Raw genomic sequence first — 17,253 nt, forward strand, 5'->3', positions numbered from 1 at the left:
GTACCCACCCCCGACACCTCACAAATTACGACTATGCCGATAGTCGCTCACAGCCTCATACACCGCCTTGCGCAACCGATTAATCCCCCCAATCGGTCGATGCGCCTCAAGCCCGAACCACGGATTAAACGACTGGTTATCACAAGCAAGATTCAACGCCGGCGTATCAAAATCCTGCGCCTCAACCCGCACGGTCGCCACGGTCTCATACGGCGCATCGCTCTTCTTCCATTCAATGCTGGTGTCTTCGATCGGCATGAATTTCTGCGGATTCTGCCGCTGAACCTGCAACACAAAACACGCCGGCACACGGTCGGTCGACAGTTGCTGGCTCAAGGCACTGCGCAGAAAGTTCGGCAGGTCCTGGTTCTGTTTGGGCAACACATACTCAGGGCAACTGAGCGGGTCAGGCGCTACGCGAAACTTGGCATTGGCTGCCCCGAACTTGTAGGGCGACACCGAAAAGTAAGTCGTCTGCGTCGGGCTGGCCGGCGCAGGCGACAGTGTGGCCAGCGCGATAAACAAATGGCGCACCTGCCAGCTACGCGGGTCTGCTTTGGGAAAGAACGCCAGGACCTTCTTGCCGTCGGCCTGGGCGCCGATGTTTTGCGCATACTCCGCCACATCGCTGACAAAGAAATTCGGATGACTGAACATCACGAAATCCTGTTCGGTGCGCGCCTGCTGATCCGCCATCAACTGTTTGCCCGGAACATCCAGCAGCTTGAGCGCCATGCCCCGCGCATCGCGGATGCTGTCGAATTGCGGGTAGGCATTGCCATTGGACAGACGCATCAACGCCTGCCAGGTTTTGCCCGGCTCGGCGAACACGCCTTGGCGCAATGCCGGGTCAAGATCCGCCACTACGCTGACGTGCGCCTTCACGCAGCCGTGAGCCTTGGCATGCGCGTCGCGCAGGTAACGCGTGCCTTCGCGGTGCTGATCGACGATGCGCACGGCTGTCTGAATGATGCCCTGGGTCATGGCCGCTTCACCGGGCGGGATCTGCTCGTCCGGCGACACCGGGCCGCTGTGCTGCCAGGCAAACCAGGCGGCAGCGATCAGCCAACCCAGCAGCCCCAGGCCCACCAGCCATAACAGGGTTTTACCCAAAAACGCGCCGAGGCGCAGCCACAGACGCGCGAGCATCGAAGATTCCTTGTAGTCAGATCCAATAGTCATGGCAACTGTTGCTCCAGCGGGCCGCCCAGTACTTTGAGGTATTCCAGCAGCGCCCAGCGTTCCTGCGGCTGCAGGCCGCGGCCGATCACGCCATTGCCACGTTGGCCGGCGCGAAATTCGTGGCCGCTGTTGTGGTTGCCGGTGACGTTGGTATCGAACCGGAAGCCATTCTTGAACGCCTGTGTTTCAAAGCCCAGGTGGCGCGGGTCGTAGGCGAACGTGCCTTTATAGAAGGTGGTGCTGCGCTCGTCCTGAGGCGAGAGCAATTGGTAGATCGTCGGCACCGAGCCGTTATGCAGGAATGGCGGCGTGGCCCACACGCCGGCCAGTGGCCGCGCTTTGTAGGCGCGTACCTCGCGCACACCGATAGGCAGGCCGAAACCGTCCAGGCTTGGCCGCTCGGCCGGGGTCACGCCGGCGGCGCGGTAGGCGTGGTCTTCGACAAAGGCGGTGACGTAGGCCAGGCCTTGCGCCACCGACAGGTTGTGCAGGTCCAGCGGCGCAGTCGGCGTTGGGTGCAGTTCGACGTTGAGCGTGGCCAGTTCCGCCGGGTCCCATTGCAGCGCGCTGAGGTCGTAGCGCTGGTCGGCGATGTTGCTGGCGGTGCCGGGGTCGGTGCCGATGTATTCAACGGGGAGCATTTTCAACTGCTGCACCGGGCGGCCATTGACCTGGCTGACGGCGGGTACATGGCAACCGGCGCAGTTCTCGGCGAACAACGCGCGGCCCTGAGCGGCGAGGGGTTTGTCGATGGCGCCGAACAGGTCTTCCGGCCAAGTGGGCGGCTTGAGGCGTTGCAGGGTTTCTTCGATCAGGTTGAGGTCACGCACGCGCACGCTGGAAGGGTAGCGCGCTTGGCCTTGAAGGGGCTGGCCGGCGCTGTCGAAGAAGTCCAGTGTCGCACCGACGCCGAGGGCTTCACCGATGTTGCGCGCCATCGGTTGCTGGGCCGAACCGTTCCACTGCACCCAGTCGAAGGTCCAGATATCCCACAGGTGCGGGTAGTCCACCGGGGCATTGGCAACGCGGTAATTGTCCGGCGAGACAGCGTCGCCAAAGCTGGCATTGGCGATGCGGCCAAACGCGTCGGTACGGCCCGGGCCTTCTTCGGTGGGGTAGAGGCCGCGGTGGGTGTCATTCCAGGCGACTTTGAGGAATTGGTTGAGCGACCGTTTGAAGTCCTGACGCAGCTGGCCATGTTCGGCGTCGTATCGATCCCCCAGCACCTGGCGGGCAAAGCGCTCGAATTTCCATGGGTTGTAATAGGTGGCGGCCAGGCTGGCCACCAGTGCCTGGCCGAAGCTGCCGCCGCGCAAGGTGGGCACGCTGGAGGGCAGCACGTGCTGGGCCGAGCCGCCGTCAATGCGCAGGGCCTGGCCTTTGAAGTGCAGCTCGCCGGTGTGGCAGGCGGCGCAGGTGATATCCAGGTATTCAACCGCGCTGCCGGCATTCTGGTGGCGGGCAAAACCGACTGGCAGATTGCCGGGGTTCTGCGCGGTAGGGACCTGCTTGGGGTCTACCAGAAACCCAAAGCGCGCCAGGTACTCGGGCGTGGCAAAACGCTGTTCGGAGAACGGCAGCTCCAGGGCGGTGAACCAGTCGTAGTGCAGGCCTTTAACTTGAGTGCCCTGAGGCGTGAAGTAGTAGGTCTGGCGATCGGCGGCACTCCATTGATCCTGGTAGCGCACCTGCTGCACAGGCACGTAGTCGGGCAGCTTGGGGTTGATGGTGTAATAGAGCACGACGGCCAGCAGCAGGCCGAGTGCGAGCAATATCAGAAGCAAAACACGGGAAAAAATGCGCAAGATAACTATCCTTGTCGAGTTGTCGCGTTGTTATGCCACTACGCCATAGGTGCGGCAAGTGGCCATGAGCCTGGTTGCAGGCAGTCCCGCGATCCGTCGCGGGCCTCCATCATGAATGAAAATGCTTTTAAACACGTGAACTTATCGGAAGTTTCCTGCTCACATGCCGGTAGCCATTGGTCGTGGCCGCCTGATAAGCTCGCGACTTTACTCGAATGCCCTTTTGGCGCACGAACAAGGAAATAGCATGAAACAGCATCGGTTGGCGGCGGCGGTGGCCCTGGTTAGCCTGGTACTTGCGGGTTGTGATTCGCAGACCAGCGTAGAGCTGAAAACCCCGGCGCAGAAAGCTTCCTACGGTATCGGCCTGAACATGGGCAAAAGTCTTGCCCAGGAAGGCATGGATGACCTGGACTCCAAAGCGGTAGCCCAAGGCATCGAAGATGCCGTCGGCAAGAAAGAACAGAAGCTGAAAGACGACGAACTGGTTGAAGCGTTTGCCGCACTGCAGAAGCGTGCAGAAGAACGTATGACTAAAATGAGCGAAGAGTCGGCAGCCGCCGGCAAGAAATTCCTCGAAGAAAACGCCAAGAAAGACGGCGTAGTGACCACTGCTTCCGGTCTGCAGTACAAGATCGTGAAGAAGGCTGATGGCGCTCAGCCTAAGCCAACCGACGTGGTAACTGTGCACTACACCGGCAAGCTCACCAACGGCACGACCTTTGACAGCTCCGTTGATCGCGGTAGCCCGATTGACCTGCCGGTCAGCGGCGTGATCCCGGGTTGGGTCGAAGGCCTGCAACTGATGCACGTTGGCGAGAAGGTCGAGTTGTACATCCCGTCTGACCTGGCCTACGGCGCTCAGAGCCCGAGCCCGGCGATTCCAGCCAACTCCGTGCTGGTATTCGACCTGGAACTGCTGGCCATCAAGGACCCAGCCAAGGCTGAAGCCCCTGACGCACCTGCTGCTCCAGCCGCCAAGAAGTAATCGGCGCCTGAACAGACAACGCCCCGTTTCGACGGGGCGTTGTCGTATCTGCGGCCCGGTAAATCCGCCTGATTCACACCCGACGTAAATTCAAACGAACCCCTGCAAGCTGAAACAGTCTGATATAAGACTCGAGCACGGGTAGCCGCACATCAACGCCAAGTCAATGAAATCTTGGGTTTTTTTTATGTGCGCAAAAAACGCCCGATCTGACTGCAAGCCTTGTAGTCCGTGGCTTTCAGCCGATAAAACAGGCTCTGTTCACAAGGTTATCCACAATTTGTGTGGATAACCTTTTATGTCGCCTGGAACTGGAGTGACAGATGAAACCACCGTTCAATTTCACCCGTTTCCTGCCCATGGCCGCGCGTCTGCTTGGCCGTGGGCGTTTGCCAACCCTGCTGTTTGCCGTCGCCGCAAAAGGCTCAAGCCAGGGCAACCGCCTGGGTAAGCTCAAGGATGATCTCAAATTGCTTCAGGCCCTGTGCCTGGCCTACTGGCGCGGCGAATACCGGGCGATCAGCCCCAAGGCGCTGATTTCGGTAGTGGCGGGCTTGATGTACTTCCTCAGCCCGATTGACGCGATCCCGGACTTTATTCCGGTATTTGGCATGCTCGATGACATCGCCGTGCTGGCATGGGTCATGAAGACCCTGGACGGCGAACTGAGCGCCTTTCGCGCCTGGCGCGACGCCCAGCGCCCGGAAAAGCTCGCGGTGGTTGAGCGCCTGCCTGCGACGCCTGCGCTGCTGGCTGAGGAAAACCCGCAAAAAAACTGATCACACGGATATCCCCCTGCGACCTTTGTGGCTGTTAGGATTACACTCCTGAGGAAAGAGCTTACTTAGTGAGTGTTGTTATCCTACGGGGCAGTCATGGATATTCAGATAATTTCACGCAATGGCGAACCCGAGTACGCGGTGTTGCCATGGGACCAGTACCAGGCGCTACTAAAAGCCGCCGGTCAGCAACAACCAGCACTCCCTCCTTCTTCTGACGCTCAGGTCGCTCCCGATCAGGCTTTGCGCCCGCTCGCGGACCTGCGGGGCCTGCGTGAAACCCGGGGACTGGCCATCGAAACCCTGGCCCGCACCGTGGGCATCAGCCCCTCGTATCTCGGATTGATTGAAAGTGGTGAACGCCAGCCGGATGCCGCCATTCGCCGCAGCCTGGCCTGGGAATTGGGCGTTGCAGGTTGGAGGGATGAATCTTGAGCCTACGTATCAGCCGTCAACACTGGGATGGATTACTCAACGAACTGGATCAGGCGCGCCGCCAGCGTCATCTGCTGACCTACCGCGCGCTGCTGGAGCGCCTGCAATTTCCCACGCCGGCGATGCAGACCCTGGCCGCCGCCCTTGAGCACCTGGCCGCGCTGGACGCCAAGGCCGAGCAGCCGTTGCGCAGCTCACTGGTGATCAGCCAGGGGGCCAGTCGCCTGCCGCGTACCGGTTTCTTTGAATGCGTGGAGCGCCTGGGGCGTTTCAGCGGGCCGTCCGATGGCGTGGCCGCCGCATCCTGGCACGCCTCGGAAGTGGTGCGCGTGTTCGAGTACGATTATCCGGAATCTGCCGAGGCTTAAAGCGTCTGGGCCAGCATGTCCATGCTGTCGATCACATGAATGCTGTAGCCCGCCACATCCTTGGCGTGGTGCTTGGCCTGCGAGGCCAGCTCCGCCAACTGGCTGGCATCGAGTTGCCCACAGGCCTGTGGGTATAAATGCACCACGCCGATGGACAGCGACAGCAAGGCGAATTCCTGACGCGCGCCCTGGCGGTTCAATGCCACAAAGCAGCCGGCGTCGAGGTGTTCGGCGCGGTAGAAGCGTCGGCACTGGGTGTGAAAATCATCCAGCAACTGGTTAAGCCGCTTGCGCCAATCCTGTGGGCCGAGCACCAGCAAAAAATCATCGCCGCCTATATGCCCGACAAAATCGCGGCTGGGGTCAACCCGGTCGTTGAGGCACTGCGCCAGGCACAGCAAGACCTCATCCCCGCGCCCGTAACCGTAGATATCGTTGAACGGTTTGAAGCTGTCGATATCCACGTAGCAGATCACTGACTCTCGTTGTTGCTGCAACAGCCGCGTTAGGCATTGCTGGATCGGCACGTTACCCGGCAGCAGCGTCAGCGGGTTGGCGTAACGCGCCTGCTGGATCTTCAGCTCGGTGATCAGCTTGAGCACATCGATCACCCGCCCCAGGCCCAGGTAATCGCCATTGAGCGTGATGATGAAATCCTCTTCAATCCGTTGCCGCGCGCGGCTGGTCAGCAGGCGGCTGACTTGCTGCAGCGATTGGCTCAATTCAACCGCCAAAAAGTCATCGCTCATCAAACGGCTGATGGGCTTGCGCGCGAACAGGTCGGTGGCGAAGGGCTTGAGCAGCGCGTCGGATAACGAATGCCGGTGCACGATGCCGACCGGGTGGCCACGCCCGTCCAGCACCGCCAGCGAATTGAGATTGGCCTGGCGGCGGAACGACTCCAGCACCTGGGCGGTGGCAGTGTCCTGATCCACCGCCGGCTGCTCGTTAAGCAGGGCACTGAGGTCGCTGCCTTCTTCGCTGAGGGCGAGGTTGGCATTGTCCTGCTTGGGCAGCATCAGGCGTGCTTCCTGGGGCGGCTGCTCCTGCGGGCGGCAAAGCAGGTAGCCTTGGACCAGGTCCACGCCCATCTCGGTCAACACCGCCAATTCTTCGGGTAGCTCAATACCTTCGGCAATGACCTGTGCCCGCGACGCCCTGGCGATTTGCAGGATGGAGCCGACGAACTCACGCTTGAGCGCGTCCTGATGGATGCCGTCGATAAAATGCCGGTCAATCTTCACGTAGTCAGGGCGCAGCTCCGACCACAACCGCAGGCTGGAATAGCCGGCGCCCAGGTCATCCAGAGCGATGGCGAAGCCCATGTCGCGGTAATGGTGCAGTGCGGTTTGCAGCAGATCGAAGTCGTCGGTGGGGGTCTGCTCGGTGAGTTCGATCACCACTTGGCTGGGGGGAATGCCGAAGTCGCGCAGCAATTGCAAGGTGCGCCCCGGTTGATGCGCGGTCTCCATCAAGGATTCCGGCGAGATATTCAGGAACAGCTTGCCTGGCAGTTTCTGTTCGCTGAACCGTCGACACGCGCTTTCGCGGCAGGCCATCTCCAGCTCACTGAGGCGCCCGGCATGCCCGGCCACTGAGAACAGCGCGACCGGGGAGTGCAATGGACTATTGGAAGGGCCACGACTGAGGGCTTCGTAGCCGAGGATGCGCCGTTCGGACAGGCAAATGATCGGTTGGAACAGGCTGTGCAAACTGCCTTGAGCCAGGATAGAGCCCAATGCATTCAGCTGTTCGGTCATGGTCATGGCGATCTCGATCGAAAAAAAAGGACCGCAGGCTTGGCGCCTGCGGTCCTTCATTTCACGACAGAATGATGTCTATATGATGACACTCCGAGGAGCGATCACATTAAATTGCCATCATTTACTGCTTGGCCACCTGTTTGCTGATTTTCAGGTAGTCGAGCAGGATCCGGCCTGTTTCAGACAGGTAGGCGTCGTCTTCCGGCTTGGTTTTTTCCGGCTCGGTCGGCAGCGCATCTTCATCTTCTTTCTTCAGTTCCTTGAGCGGGTCTTCGCCTTTGGCCTTGCGGCGGGCGTTTTCCAGTACCAGTTGCTGATTTTCGATGCTGGTGTGCTGCGCACGGCGATCGGCTTCGTTGAGGCTGACGGTTTTCTCTTCCATCAGCTTCTTGGCCAGGGCCAGTTTGTCGCGGATGAACACAAACTCGGCATCCTTGGCGGAGCGCGCGTCATGGTCAGCCTTCAACTGCGTCAGGAACGGTTTGAACGGGTCCGACGCCGGCTTGATCGCAGGGCGGATGGTGTCCCACGGCATGGCTTCAGGCAGGGCGCTCTCGCCGATTTCCTTGGTGTCGATGATCGACGGGAAGTCGACATCCGGCAGCACGCCCTGATGCTGGGTGCTCTGCCCGGAAACCCGGTAGAACTTGGCCAGTGTCAGTTTCAGCTCGCCATGGTTAAGCGGCTGAATGGTCTGCACGGTGCCTTTACCGAAGGTCTGGCCGCCGACGATCAGCGCACGGTGGTAGTCCTGCATCGCGCCGGCGAAAATTTCCGAGGCCGAAGCCGAGAGGCGGTTGACCAGCAACGCCATCGGCCCTTTGTAGAAGGCACCCGGGTTCTCGTCCTCAAGCACATCGACACGGCCGTCAGCGTTGCGTACCAACACGGTCGGGCCTTTGTCGATAAACAGGCTGGTCAGCTCGGTGGCTTCCTGCAGGGAACCGCCGCCGTTGTTGCGCAGATCGATCACTACGCCGTCGACTTTGTCCTTCTGCAGTTCGGTCAGGATTTTCTTCACGTCGCGGGTGGTGGACTTGTAGTCCGGATCACCGGCACGGAACGCTTTGAAATCCAGGTAGAAGGCCGGGATCACAATCACGCCCAGCTTGTAATCCTTGCCATCCTGCTTGAGGTTCAGGATCTGCTTCTGCACGGCCTGGTCTTCAAGCTTCACCGCTTCACGGGTGATGGACACGATCTTGCTGGTCTGGTCGTTCGGTGCATTGGTGTGCGGAATCACTTCCAGACGCACCACGCTGCCTTTTGGCCCGCGGATCAGCTTGACCACTTCGTCCAGACGCCAGCCGACCACGTCGACCATCTCTTTGTCGGCCTGGGCCACGCCGATGATCTTGTCGGCCGGGGCGACCTGCTTGGTCTTGTCTGCCGGACCTGCCGGCACCAGACGCACGATCTTGACCTGGTCATTGTCGCTTTGCAGGACGGCACCGATGCCCTCCAGCGACAGACTCATGTTGATATCAAAGTTTTCCGCGTTATCTGGCGACAGATAATTGGTGTGCGGGTCGTAGGACATCGCGAAGGTGTTGATGTAGGCCTGGAAGATATCTTCGGCACGGGTCTGGTCCAGACGTGCCAGCTGATTCTTGTAGCGCTTGGTCAACAGCTCTTGAATGGCCTTGGGCTCTTTGCCGGCGATCTTCAAGCGCAGCACTTCGTCCTTAACGCGTTTGCGCCATAGGTCGTCAAGGGCGGCGCTGCTGGTCAGCCAAGGCGCGTCCTTGCGATCCACCAGAAGGGTTTCTTTCTGGGTGAAGTCGAGCTTGTCGACGCCTTTGTCCAGCTCACCCAGGGCGAAGTCCAGACGCGCTTTGACGCGGTCCAGGTAACGCTTGTAAATGGTGAAGCCGGGCTGCAGGTCGCCGCTTTTGAGGAAGTCGTCGAACTGGGTCTTCCACTTATCGAACTCAGCGATATCGCTGGCCAGGAAGTAGCTGCGCGACGGATCCAGCAGCTTGAGGTAGCTGTCGTAGATGATCACCGAGCGCGCGTCGTCCAGCGGCGGCTTGCTGTAGTGATGGCGCTTGAGCAACTCGACGACGTTAAGGCTTGCAATCACCTCATCGCGATCAGGCTGAAGGTTGTCCCAGCTGTTGGCTGCGAACGTATTGGTCGACATCGACGCGAAGCCGAGACCAATGAAAAAAGCGAGGGCGGTGCTGGGGAACAGATGCTTCATGCTGATTCGACGCGGGGGCAATTGATAACGCATATTAGGCCGTCTTTGAGGGAGCCGGTTCCATATGATCCGGTCGCATAATGCAAAAAGCCCGGCGCTACAGCTACGGGCTCAGTCCAGACTCACTATGGAGGCACTGTGAAAGCATTGCAAGGCGTTGAAGGTCATGTGGAGTGGCTGACAGAACCCAGCCCTACCTGCGATGTAGGCCAAGTTCGCATTCGTGTGGCGGCTGCGGGCCTTAATCGCGCCGATTTATTACAGCGCGCCGGGCTCTATCCACCCCCGCCTGGCGCCAGCCACGTGCTGGGTCTTGAGTGCGCCGGGGTTATCAGTGAGGTCGGGCCGGGGTCGTCCTGGCAGGTCGGTGACCGCGTTTGCGCATTGCTCGCCGGTGGCGGCATGGCCGAAGAAGTGGTGGTGGATGCGCGCCATGTACTGCCGGTACCGGAAGGTTTGTCGCTGACCGAAGCAGCGGCTCTGCCCGAGGTGTACAGCACGGCGTGGCTGAATCTGTTCCAGCTGGCGGGCCTCAAGCCCGGTGAAAAAGTCTTGCTGCATGCCGGCGCCAGTGGTGTGGGCTCGGCGGCGATCCAGCTGTGCAAGGCGTTTGGCAGCCCGTGCTGGGTCAGCGTCGGCTCGGCGCAGCGCCTGGCGTACTGCGAGGCACTCGGTGCCCAGGGCGGCGTGGTACGTAATGACGGCATTGAAGGGCTAAGCGATTTCGGGCCGTTCGATGTGATCCTCGACCCGGTGGGTGGCAACTACGCCGCGCTGGACCTCAAGCTGCTGGCCCTGGACGGCCGCTGGGTATTGATCGGCTTGATGGGCGGGCGCGACGCGCAGCTCGACCTGGCGCAGGTGCTGGGCAAGCGCATTCAGCTGCTCGGCTCGACCCTGCGCAGCCGCAGCGATCAGTTCAAGGCAGACCTGTTCAGTGACTTGAGCCAGCAGGTATGGCCGCTGTTTGCCGAGGGACGCTTGAGCCCGCAACTGGCCAAGACCTTCCCGATCAAGGATGCCGAGGCGGCGTTTGCCGAGTTGGCGAGCAACCAGATTTCCGGGAAATTGGTGTTGGTGATTGACGAGAGTTTGGTCTGACACCCGTCTCCGGCTGAAATGAGATCAAAGTGTGGGAGCGGGCTTGCTCGCGAAGGCGGAGTGTCAGATGAAACATTCTTCACTGACAAACCGCTTTCGCGAGCAAGCCCGCTCCCACAGTGGATTGGATTTCAATTCAAGGAGCGCAGTGTCACACCCAGTGATGAATCGGCCAGCCGGCCTTTTCTGCATGTTCACGCAACACCGGATCCGGATTCACCACCTGCGGGTGATCCACTTTCAGCAGCAGTGGCAAATCATTGCGTGAATCCGAGTAGAAATACGCGCCGTCGAGCGTCTCGCTTTCCTGCTCCAGCCATTCCAGCAACCGCGTGATCTTGCCTTCACGGTACGTCAGTACACCCACGGTATGGCCGCTGTACACGCCATGGCTGACATCCAGGTCGATGCCCAGCACTTCATCAATACCAATACGTGCCGCAATCGGTTTGACCAGGTGGGTGCCCGACGCGGAAATCACCAGAATCCGGTCGCCGTTCGCGCGGTGGCGAGCGATGGTCTTGGTGGCGTCACTGTAGATCAGCGGCTCGATGACGTCCTCGACCCACGGCTCTACCAGGTGCTCGATCTCTTCCGGCGTGCGGCCGATCATGGGTTCCAGGCTGAAGTCCATGAACGCTTCCATGCGCAGCTTGCCCTGGCCGTAGGCGTCCATCAATTCGTTGTTCTTGCGCATGAATGACTCAGGGTCGACCCAGCCCAGGCGGCCCATCTGCTCGCTCCACAGGGTGGCGCAGTCGCCGTGGATCAAGGTGTCGTCCAAATCAAAAATTACCAATGCCATCCGTCATGCTCTCTGAAATAAATCGTGGCGTCAGGCTACTTCACACAACGCACTGGGGTCGATGGAAAGTGCCAGGCGCTGGCCATCCGGGTGCAGGTCGTCGGCGGAACGGTTGAGCACATCCACCACCAATTCCACGCCGCGTGCCTCGATGCGGTAGCGAATCACGTTGCCCAGCAGGCTGTGGCTGCGCACCAGTGCGTCGAGTTCGCCGCTGCGGCTCAGTTCGATGGCCTCCGGGCGAATCGCAATGCGCCCACTGATCGGGCGTTGCAGCAATTGGCTGGCCTTGTCGGCGTCGAGCAGGTTGTAGTTGCCGATGAAACCGGCGGCGAACACATCCACTGGCGCGGTGTAGAGCGTCTCGGCATCACCGCTTTGCACAATCTTGCCCTGGTTCATCAGGAAGATGCGGTCGGACATGGTCAGGGCTTCTTCCTGGTCATGGGTGACGAAAATCGTGGTCAGCCCCAATTCGCGCTGGATCTGGCGGATCTGCTCGCGCAGGTGCTTGCGGATCCGCGCGTCCAGCGCCGACAGCGGCTCATCGAGCAGCAACAGGCGTGGGCGGGTCACCAGCGAGCGGGCGAGGGCCACGCGCTGGCACTGGCCACCGGACATCTGATGCGGGTAGCGGCCGGCGAGCTCTTTGAGCTCCACCAGTTGCAGCACTTCCTGCACGCGCTTATGGCTGTCGTCGGCGTTGACCTTTTGCATGCGCAGGCCGAAGGCAACGTTCTGCTCCACGGTCATGTTGGGGAACAGCGCGTAGCTCTGGAACACCATGCCGATGTGGCGTTTCTGCGGGCTGAGGGGAACGATGTCCTGGCCATCCAGCAGAATTTTGCCACTGTCCACTGACGTGAGACCGGCGATGCAGCGCAGCAAGGTCGACTTGCCGCAACCGGACGGGCCGAGCAGGGTGACGAATTCGCCCTTGGCGATCTCGCAGTTGATGTCACTGAACACCGGGGTGCCGGCGTAACCTTTTTGCAGGTGTTGGACGCTGACGAAGCTCATTGGCTTTTGTCCTTGTTCAAGATATTGGCGGCCCAGGTCAGCACCAGCACAAAGAAGAAATAGGAAATGACGACGGCACTGGTGAAGTGGCCGCTGCTGTTGCGCATGTTGTTGAGGTACACCTGCAGGGTTTCGTAGCGGGTGCCCACCAGGATGTTGGCGAACACGAACTCACCGAACAGGAACGAAAACGACAGCAGCAGCGCTACCATCAGGCCCTTGCGCAGGTTCGGCAGCACCACCAGGATTGCCGCCTGCCAGGTGCTCGCGCCGAGCAATTGCGAGGCGTCCATCAAGTCGCGCAGGTTGATCGCTTGCAGGTTGTTGGTGATCGCGCGGTACATGAACGGCAGGGCCACGGTGAAGTAGCAGCCGATCAGAATCCACGGCGTGCCCACCATCGCCAGCGGCCCGGAACCGTAGAGTTGCAGCAGGCCCACCGACGACACCACCGGCGGCACCGCGAAGGGCAGCAGGATGAGGATGTTCATCAGCGCGTCGAGCCGGGGGAAGTGGTAATGCACCACGAACAGCAGCGGCAGAATCAGCACCACTGACAGGATCAGCGCACCCACGCACACCAGCAGCGACTGGCCAAAGGCGGCCAGAAAGCGTGGGTCGCTCCACAGCTGCACATACCATTTCACCGTGAAGCCGGCCGGCAGGATCGTCGCTGACCAGCTGCTGGCAATGGAGTAGACAAAGGTGCCCACCAGCGGCAACACCAAAATCGCAAACAACAGGTACACCACTACGCGATGGTAGAGGGAGGCCGAGCCGGCTTCAGCGCGAGACATGGTAGCTCCTCTTGAGCAGCAGTTGATGAACCACGGTGACCACGGTCATCAGCGCCACCAGCACCACGGCCAGGGCACTGGCCATGTTCGGGTCCAGGGAAATATCACCGGAGACCATCGCCGCGATGCGGATCGGCAGCACGTTGAAGTTGCCGGTGGTCAGCGCGTACACCGTGGCATAGGCGCCCAGAGCATTGGCCAGCAGGATCACGAAAGTGCCGAGCAGCGCCGGGGTGAGCACCGGCAAGCCGATGTGCCGCCAGAACTGCCAGCCGCTGGCGCCCAGCAGCGAGGCCGATTCACGCCAGTCTTCACGCAACGCATCGAAGGCCGGGTAGAGCAGCAGCACGCCCAATGGAATCTGGAAGTAGGTGTACAGAATGATCAGGCCGGTTTTGGAATACAGGTTGAAGTCCTGAATGATCCCGGCCTGCTTGAGCATGATCGTGATGCTGCCGTTGAAGCCCAGCAGGATGATGAAGGCGAAGGCGAGCGGCACGCCGGCAAAGTTGCTGGTCATGTTGGCGAAGGCGGTGACGAAATTGCGCAACGGCCCATCGACGCGGCGCAACGAATAGCTGCCGAGCACCGAGATGATGATGCCGAACACGCTGGAGTAGAAGCTGATCTCCAGGCTGTACTGGATGGCTTGCAGGTAGAACTTCGAACTGAAGATCTTGATGAAGTTGGCCACGCCCCAGCCAAACTCCTCCGATTGCAGGCTGTTGACCAACACCCACACCAGCGGGGCGATTTCAAACACGATAAAGAACAGCGCAAAGGGCACCAGGCAGAGGATCGCCAGCCATTTGCCACGGGTTAGGGAATTCACTTCAACAGCTCCCGGCATACAGGTTTGTCGTGGGGCACCCCGAGCAGTTCGCAGACAGTGCCGCACAGTTCGGTTTGCTTGGGTCGGGCAGAAGGGTCGAAGTTGAAGGCCGAGCCCAGCACGAACAGGGGCACTTCACGCTCCTCGGGCAGCAGGCCGTTGTGCGAGCGATCGTTGTTCATGCCGTGGTCGGCGGTCACCAGCACCTGGTAGCCGGCGTCGAGCCAGCCTTGCAGGTAATCGGCGAGGATGATGTCGGCCGAGCGTGCGCTGTTGCGGTATTGCGAGGTATCGAGGCCGTGCTTGTGGCCGGCGTCATCGATGTTCATCGGGTGCACCACGAGGAAATTCGGCGCGTGTTTGCGGCGCAGGCTTTCGGCGTCGGCGAACAGGTGCGAATCCGGGTAGTGGTCATTCCAGTAGAAATGCCCGTGCTGGATCGCCAGCGCCTTGTCGTCGGTATGGCGATCACGCGCGGCAATAAAGGGCGTGCGGTTATACAACTCGCTGACCCAGTGGTAAGCCGCCGCCGCTGTGGTGAGGCCGGCGTCGGTGGCGTAATGGAAAATGCTGCGCTGGTTCGACAGGCGCGAGACATTGTTGTGGACGATGCCGCTGTCGATCGGTGGCACGCCGGTGAGGATGCATTCATACAACGGCCGGGACAGGGCCGGCAGTTCACAGTCCAGTTTGTAAAGCGCTGCGCGTCCTGCGCCGATATAGGCCTGGAGATGCCCCATGGCATGTCGGGCAACCTCGTAGTTCAGGCCGTCGAGCACCACAAGGATGACGTTGTGCTTCATAGGGGCTGGGGCTCCGCGACGGTAGGTTCGACTCAATTTCCCTGGCTGAACGGGATCAAACATGTGGGAGCGGGCTTGCTCGCGAAAGCGGTGTGTCAGGCAACACTTCTTTCTCTGAACCACCGCTTTCGCGAGCAAGCCCGCTCCCACACAAGCCCGCTTCCACATTGGATCTCCAGTGGAGAGCCAATGCGGGTTGAAGCCTTACTGCATATTGATGATGACTTCTTCCTGCCATTTTTGCGGCAGTGCCTTGGAGGTCTTCTCCCAAGCGTCGGCATCCTTGATCGGCGTGACTTTCTTGTATTGCTCGTTCGGCAGCAGCTTGGCCTGCACGTCAGCCGGCAAGGTCAAGTGCTCGGCACGGATCGGACGGGCGTTGCCGCGCGCCAGGTTGGTCTGGCCGGCGTCGCTGAAGATGTACTCACGGGTCAGCTTGGCGGCGTTCGGGTGCTTGGCGTATTTGTTGATGATGGTGGTGTAGCCGGAAATCACCGAGCCGTCCGATGGGATCAGCACCACGTAGTCATCCGGGTTGGCCATCTTGGCTTTGTAGCTCAGGCCGTTGAAGTCCCAGACCACGCCCACTTCGACTTCGCCTTTTTCCATGGTGGCGATGGTCGGGTTGGCCAGCGACAGGCGGCCTTGCTTGGCGATGTCGGCGAACATCAGCAGCGCAGGCTGGATGTTCTTCTCGTCGCCACCGTTGGCCAGGGCTGCCGCGAGCACGCCGTTGGCGGCCTGGGCGGCGGTGCTCACGTCACCGATGGAAACTTTGTATTTGCCGGTTTTCAAGTCAGCCCAGCTTGTTGGGGCTTCGGAGCCGTGCAGCAGCTTTTTATTGACGATAAAGGCGATGGTGCCGGTGTAGGCCAGGGCCCAGTTGCCATCTTTATCTTTTGCCCAGTCCGGCACTTGCGCCCAGGTGCTCGGCTTGTACGGTTGGGCCACGCCCTGTTTCACCGCGATCGGGCCGAAGGCGGCGCCGACGTCACCGATATCGGCGCTGGCGTTGTCTTTCTCGGCGGCGAACTTGGCGATTTCCTGGGCCGAGCTCATGTCGGTGTCGATGTGCTTGAGGCCGTAGGTCTTGGCCAGGTCTTCCCAGGTGCCTTTCCAGTTGGCCCAGTCATCGGGCATGCCGACGCTGTTGACGGCGCCTTCGGCTTTCGCGGCGGCTTCCAGAGTCTTTAGATCGGTATCAGCAGCCATGGCGGCGGTGCACATGGCAATGGTCGAGCCTAACAGTGATGCCAGGAAAAGCTTTTTCATCCGAAGCTCCTTTGGGCGTTTTCAACGCGGCGTTTTTATGAACGTTTGCGGTGGTGTTGGTCTAGGTCAGAGCAATACCTGAGCCAATCTAGGCTCGGTGCATGACAGTTTCATGTCGATGTCGTTTTTTAATCGCTTTTGTCGCGCAGTGCAGGCTTAGCGTAGACCATGCCCAAGTGCCCGCAGGCCCTGGACTTGGCCGATGTATTGCAGGGTGTGGTGCAGGGCGTGGACAGGGACTGTCATCTGTCGGTCATCTGTAATGCCTAGGCTGGCACGCAGTAGCAAAAGCCCATTTACGGAGCGGTTTGTGCACCTGAACGGTGCTGGTCTAGTCCAGATAGGTAACGTTGATGCGTGATGAGGCAATCAAGGCGGTGACATCCATCGGCCTGGCGCTGCAAGAGCAGATCGACCACGGCCTGTTGCCGCCCGCGAGTAAATTGCCCGCCGAGCGCAAGCTCAGCGAGTTGTTCGGTACCACTCGCATTACCGTGCGGGAAGCCTTGTTACAGCTGGAAGCCCAAGGCCAGATTTACCGTGAGGAGCGCCGTGGCTGGTTTGTTTCGCCGCCGCGGCTGGCCTACAACCTGATGCAACGCAGCCACTTTCACGCGATGGTTGGGGATCAGGGCCGGGTGGCGTCCACCGAAGTGATTTCTGCGCGGCTGCAACCGGCGTCGGCAGCAGTGTGCGCGTGGTTGCAGTTGCCGGCGCTGTCGAGTGTGATCCAGATCTGCCGAGGCCGGCGGATTGATGGGCGCCTGGTGTTGTATGTGGAGCACTACCTGAACCCGCAGTACTTTCCGGGGATTCTGGGGTGTGATCTGAATCAGTCGATGACCGAACTGTATGCGCGCAAGTACGACCTGCACTATGGCCGTGTGCGCTTTGAAATCGTGCCGACATCACTGCCGGTGGAGGCCGCCGCCGCGTTGCGCGTGTCGGTGGGCAGCCCGGGGTTGCGCATTGCCCGGGTCAACTATGACCAGCACCAGCGGTTGATCGACTGCGACCTGGAGTTCTGGCGCCATGATGCGATTCACGTCGGCGTGGATGTGGTGTGACCTTCGGGTGCTGGGCTGGCCGATAGTCAGCAG

16 protein-coding genes are annotated in these 17,253 nt (G+C 60.4%); 6 read left to right on the forward strand and 10 right to left on the reverse strand.

Going from position 1 to position 17,253, the window contains the following annotated elements; translation table 11 throughout:
- Nucleotides 1-18 precede the first annotated feature (18 nt).
- On the reverse strand, nucleotides 19-1,149 hold the full coding sequence (locus AACV02_RS04160; RefSeq protein ID WP_119735574.1) for a catalase family protein: 1,131 nt from the start codon (nucleotides 1,147-1,149) through the stop codon (nucleotides 19-21).
- A gap of 29 nt (nucleotides 1,150-1,178) precedes the next feature.
- On the reverse strand, nucleotides 1,179-2,987 hold the full coding sequence (locus AACV02_RS04165) for a di-heme-cytochrome C peroxidase (protein WP_119735575.1): 1,809 nt from the start codon (nucleotides 2,985-2,987) through the stop codon (nucleotides 1,179-1,181).
- 247 nt (nucleotides 2,988-3,234) lie between these two features.
- Here AACV02_RS04165 and AACV02_RS04170 point away from each other — a divergent pair, with 247 nt between their 5' ends.
- The 4 genes from AACV02_RS04170 to AACV02_RS04185 all read left to right on the forward strand — a co-directional run bounded on the left by AACV02_RS04170 (nucleotide 3,235) and on the right by AACV02_RS04185 (nucleotide 5,557).
- The gene (locus AACV02_RS04170; protein WP_106580563.1) at nucleotides 3,235-3,975 is read left to right on the forward strand and encodes an FKBP-type peptidyl-prolyl cis-trans isomerase; all 741 of its coding nucleotides are present in this window, start codon (nucleotides 3,235-3,237) and stop codon (nucleotides 3,973-3,975) included.
- 323 nt (nucleotides 3,976-4,298) lie between these two features.
- Entirely contained in the window at nucleotides 4,299-4,754 is a 456-nt protein-coding gene (locus AACV02_RS04175; RefSeq protein WP_058420139.1) for a YkvA family protein, read from the forward strand.
- A gap of 96 nt (nucleotides 4,755-4,850) precedes the next feature.
- Complete coding sequence (locus AACV02_RS04180; RefSeq protein ID WP_119735601.1) at nucleotides 4,851-5,189, forward strand: helix-turn-helix domain-containing protein; 339 nt, start codon at nucleotides 4,851-4,853, stop codon at nucleotides 5,187-5,189.
- Entirely contained in the window at nucleotides 5,186-5,557 is a 372-nt protein-coding gene (locus tag AACV02_RS04185; protein WP_010565198.1) for a hypothetical protein, read from the forward strand. Before AACV02_RS04180 ends, AACV02_RS04185 begins: the two co-directional genes overlap by 4 nt.
- Here AACV02_RS04185 and AACV02_RS04190 read toward each other — a convergent pair.
- Nucleotides 5,554-7,323 carry a bifunctional diguanylate cyclase/phosphodiesterase gene (locus tag AACV02_RS04190; RefSeq protein WP_106580607.1) on the reverse strand — a complete coding sequence of 590 codons (1,770 nt, stop codon included), beginning with the start codon at nucleotides 7,321-7,323 and terminating at the stop codon, nucleotides 5,554-5,556. The genes AACV02_RS04185 and AACV02_RS04190 overlap by 4 nt on opposite strands.
- Nucleotides 7,324-7,441: 118 nt before the next feature.
- Nucleotides 7,442-9,523: a carboxy terminal-processing peptidase gene (locus tag AACV02_RS04195; protein WP_234452694.1), complete on the reverse strand. Its 2,082-nt coding sequence runs from the start codon at nucleotides 9,521-9,523 to the stop codon at nucleotides 7,442-7,444.
- Between the two features lie 138 nt (nucleotides 9,524-9,661).
- On the opposite strand from AACV02_RS04195, the gene AACV02_RS04200 reads away from it, so the two are divergent.
- Nucleotides 9,662-10,624 carry a zinc-binding dehydrogenase gene (locus tag AACV02_RS04200; protein ID WP_119735576.1) on the forward strand — a complete coding sequence of 321 codons (963 nt, stop codon included), beginning with the start codon at nucleotides 9,662-9,664 and terminating at the stop codon, nucleotides 10,622-10,624.
- A gap of 151 nt (nucleotides 10,625-10,775) precedes the next feature.
- On the opposite strand, the gene AACV02_RS04205 is transcribed toward AACV02_RS04200, so the two are convergent.
- The 6 genes from AACV02_RS04205 to AACV02_RS04230 form a co-directional block, all read right to left on the reverse strand.
- The gene (locus AACV02_RS04205; protein ID WP_119735577.1) at nucleotides 10,776-11,429 is read right to left on the reverse strand and encodes an HAD family hydrolase; all 654 of its coding nucleotides are present in this window, start codon (nucleotides 11,427-11,429) and stop codon (nucleotides 10,776-10,778) included.
- Between the two features lie 30 nt (nucleotides 11,430-11,459).
- Nucleotides 11,460-12,449 carry an ABC transporter ATP-binding protein gene (locus AACV02_RS04210; RefSeq protein ID WP_010565203.1) on the reverse strand — a complete coding sequence of 330 codons (990 nt, stop codon included), beginning with the start codon at nucleotides 12,447-12,449 and terminating at the stop codon, nucleotides 11,460-11,462.
- Complete coding sequence (locus AACV02_RS04215; protein WP_106580568.1) at nucleotides 12,446-13,246, reverse strand: ABC transporter permease; 801 nt, start codon at nucleotides 13,244-13,246, stop codon at nucleotides 12,446-12,448. The genes AACV02_RS04210 and AACV02_RS04215 overlap by 4 nt, the downstream gene beginning before the upstream one ends.
- On the reverse strand, nucleotides 13,233-14,096 hold the full coding sequence (locus tag AACV02_RS04220; RefSeq protein ID WP_371924211.1) for an ABC transporter permease: 864 nt from the start codon (nucleotides 14,094-14,096) through the stop codon (nucleotides 13,233-13,235). The genes AACV02_RS04215 and AACV02_RS04220 overlap by 14 nt, the downstream gene beginning before the upstream one ends.
- Nucleotides 14,075-14,881 (reverse strand): alkaline phosphatase family protein, encoded by an 807-nt coding sequence (locus tag AACV02_RS04225; protein ID WP_106580570.1) that lies wholly within the window; start codon nucleotides 14,879-14,881, stop codon nucleotides 14,075-14,077. Before AACV02_RS04225 ends, AACV02_RS04220 begins: the two co-directional genes overlap by 22 nt.
- A 204-nt stretch (nucleotides 14,882-15,085) precedes the next feature.
- Entirely contained in the window at nucleotides 15,086-16,153 is a 1,068-nt protein-coding gene (locus AACV02_RS04230; RefSeq protein ID WP_106580571.1) for an ABC transporter substrate-binding protein, read from the reverse strand.
- A 353-nt stretch (nucleotides 16,154-16,506) separates the two neighbouring features.
- Here AACV02_RS04230 and AACV02_RS04235 point away from each other — a divergent pair, with 353 nt between their 5' ends.
- Entirely contained in the window at nucleotides 16,507-17,220 is a 714-nt protein-coding gene (locus AACV02_RS04235; RefSeq protein WP_106580572.1) for a UTRA domain-containing protein, read from the forward strand.
- Nucleotides 17,221-17,253 lie beyond the last annotated feature (33 nt).

Source organism: Pseudomonas sp. Larv2_ips, from assembly GCF_963879675.1.
Classification (GTDB): domain Bacteria; phylum Pseudomonadota; class Gammaproteobacteria; order Pseudomonadales; family Pseudomonadaceae; genus Aquipseudomonas.

Bases quoted from the DNA above. Each gene is read 5' to 3' on its own strand.
- AACV02_RS04160 (WP_119735574.1), bottom strand. From the start codon at position 1,149: ATGCTCGCGCGTCTGTGGCTGCGCCTCGGCGCGTTTTTGGGTAAAACC.
- AACV02_RS04170 (WP_106580563.1), top strand. From the start codon at position 3,235: ATGAAACAGCATCGGTTGGCGGCGGCGGTGGCCCTGGTTAGCCTGGTA.
- AACV02_RS04175 (WP_058420139.1), top strand. From the start codon at position 4,299: ATGAAACCACCGTTCAATTTCACCCGTTTCCTGCCCATGGCCGCGCGT.
- AACV02_RS04180 (WP_119735601.1), top strand. From the start codon at position 4,851: ATGGATATTCAGATAATTTCACGCAATGGCGAACCCGAGTACGCGGTG.
- AACV02_RS04190 (WP_106580607.1), bottom strand. From the start codon at position 7,323: ATGACCATGACCGAACAGCTGAATGCATTGGGCTCTATCCTGGCTCAA.
- AACV02_RS04195 (WP_234452694.1), bottom strand. From the start codon at position 9,523: ATGAAGCATCTGTTCCCCAGCACCGCCCTCGCTTTTTTCATTGGTCTC.
- AACV02_RS04205 (WP_119735577.1), bottom strand. From the start codon at position 11,429: ATGGCATTGGTAATTTTTGATTTGGACGACACCTTGATCCACGGCGAC.
- AACV02_RS04210 (WP_010565203.1), bottom strand. From the start codon at position 12,449: ATGAGCTTCGTCAGCGTCCAACACCTGCAAAAAGGTTACGCCGGCACC.
- AACV02_RS04215 (WP_106580568.1), bottom strand. From the start codon at position 13,246: ATGTCTCGCGCTGAAGCCGGCTCGGCCTCCCTCTACCATCGCGTAGTG.
- AACV02_RS04220 (WP_371924211.1), bottom strand. From the start codon at position 14,096: ATGCCGGGAGCTGTTGAAGTGAATTCCCTAACCCGTGGCAAATGGCTG.
- AACV02_RS04225 (WP_106580570.1), bottom strand. From the start codon at position 14,881: ATGAAGCACAACGTCATCCTTGTGGTGCTCGACGGCCTGAACTACGAG.
- AACV02_RS04230 (WP_106580571.1), bottom strand. From the start codon at position 16,153: ATGAAAAAGCTTTTCCTGGCATCACTGTTAGGCTCGACCATTGCCATG.
- AACV02_RS04235 (WP_106580572.1), top strand. From the start codon at position 16,507: ATGCGTGATGAGGCAATCAAGGCGGTGACATCCATCGGCCTGGCGCTG.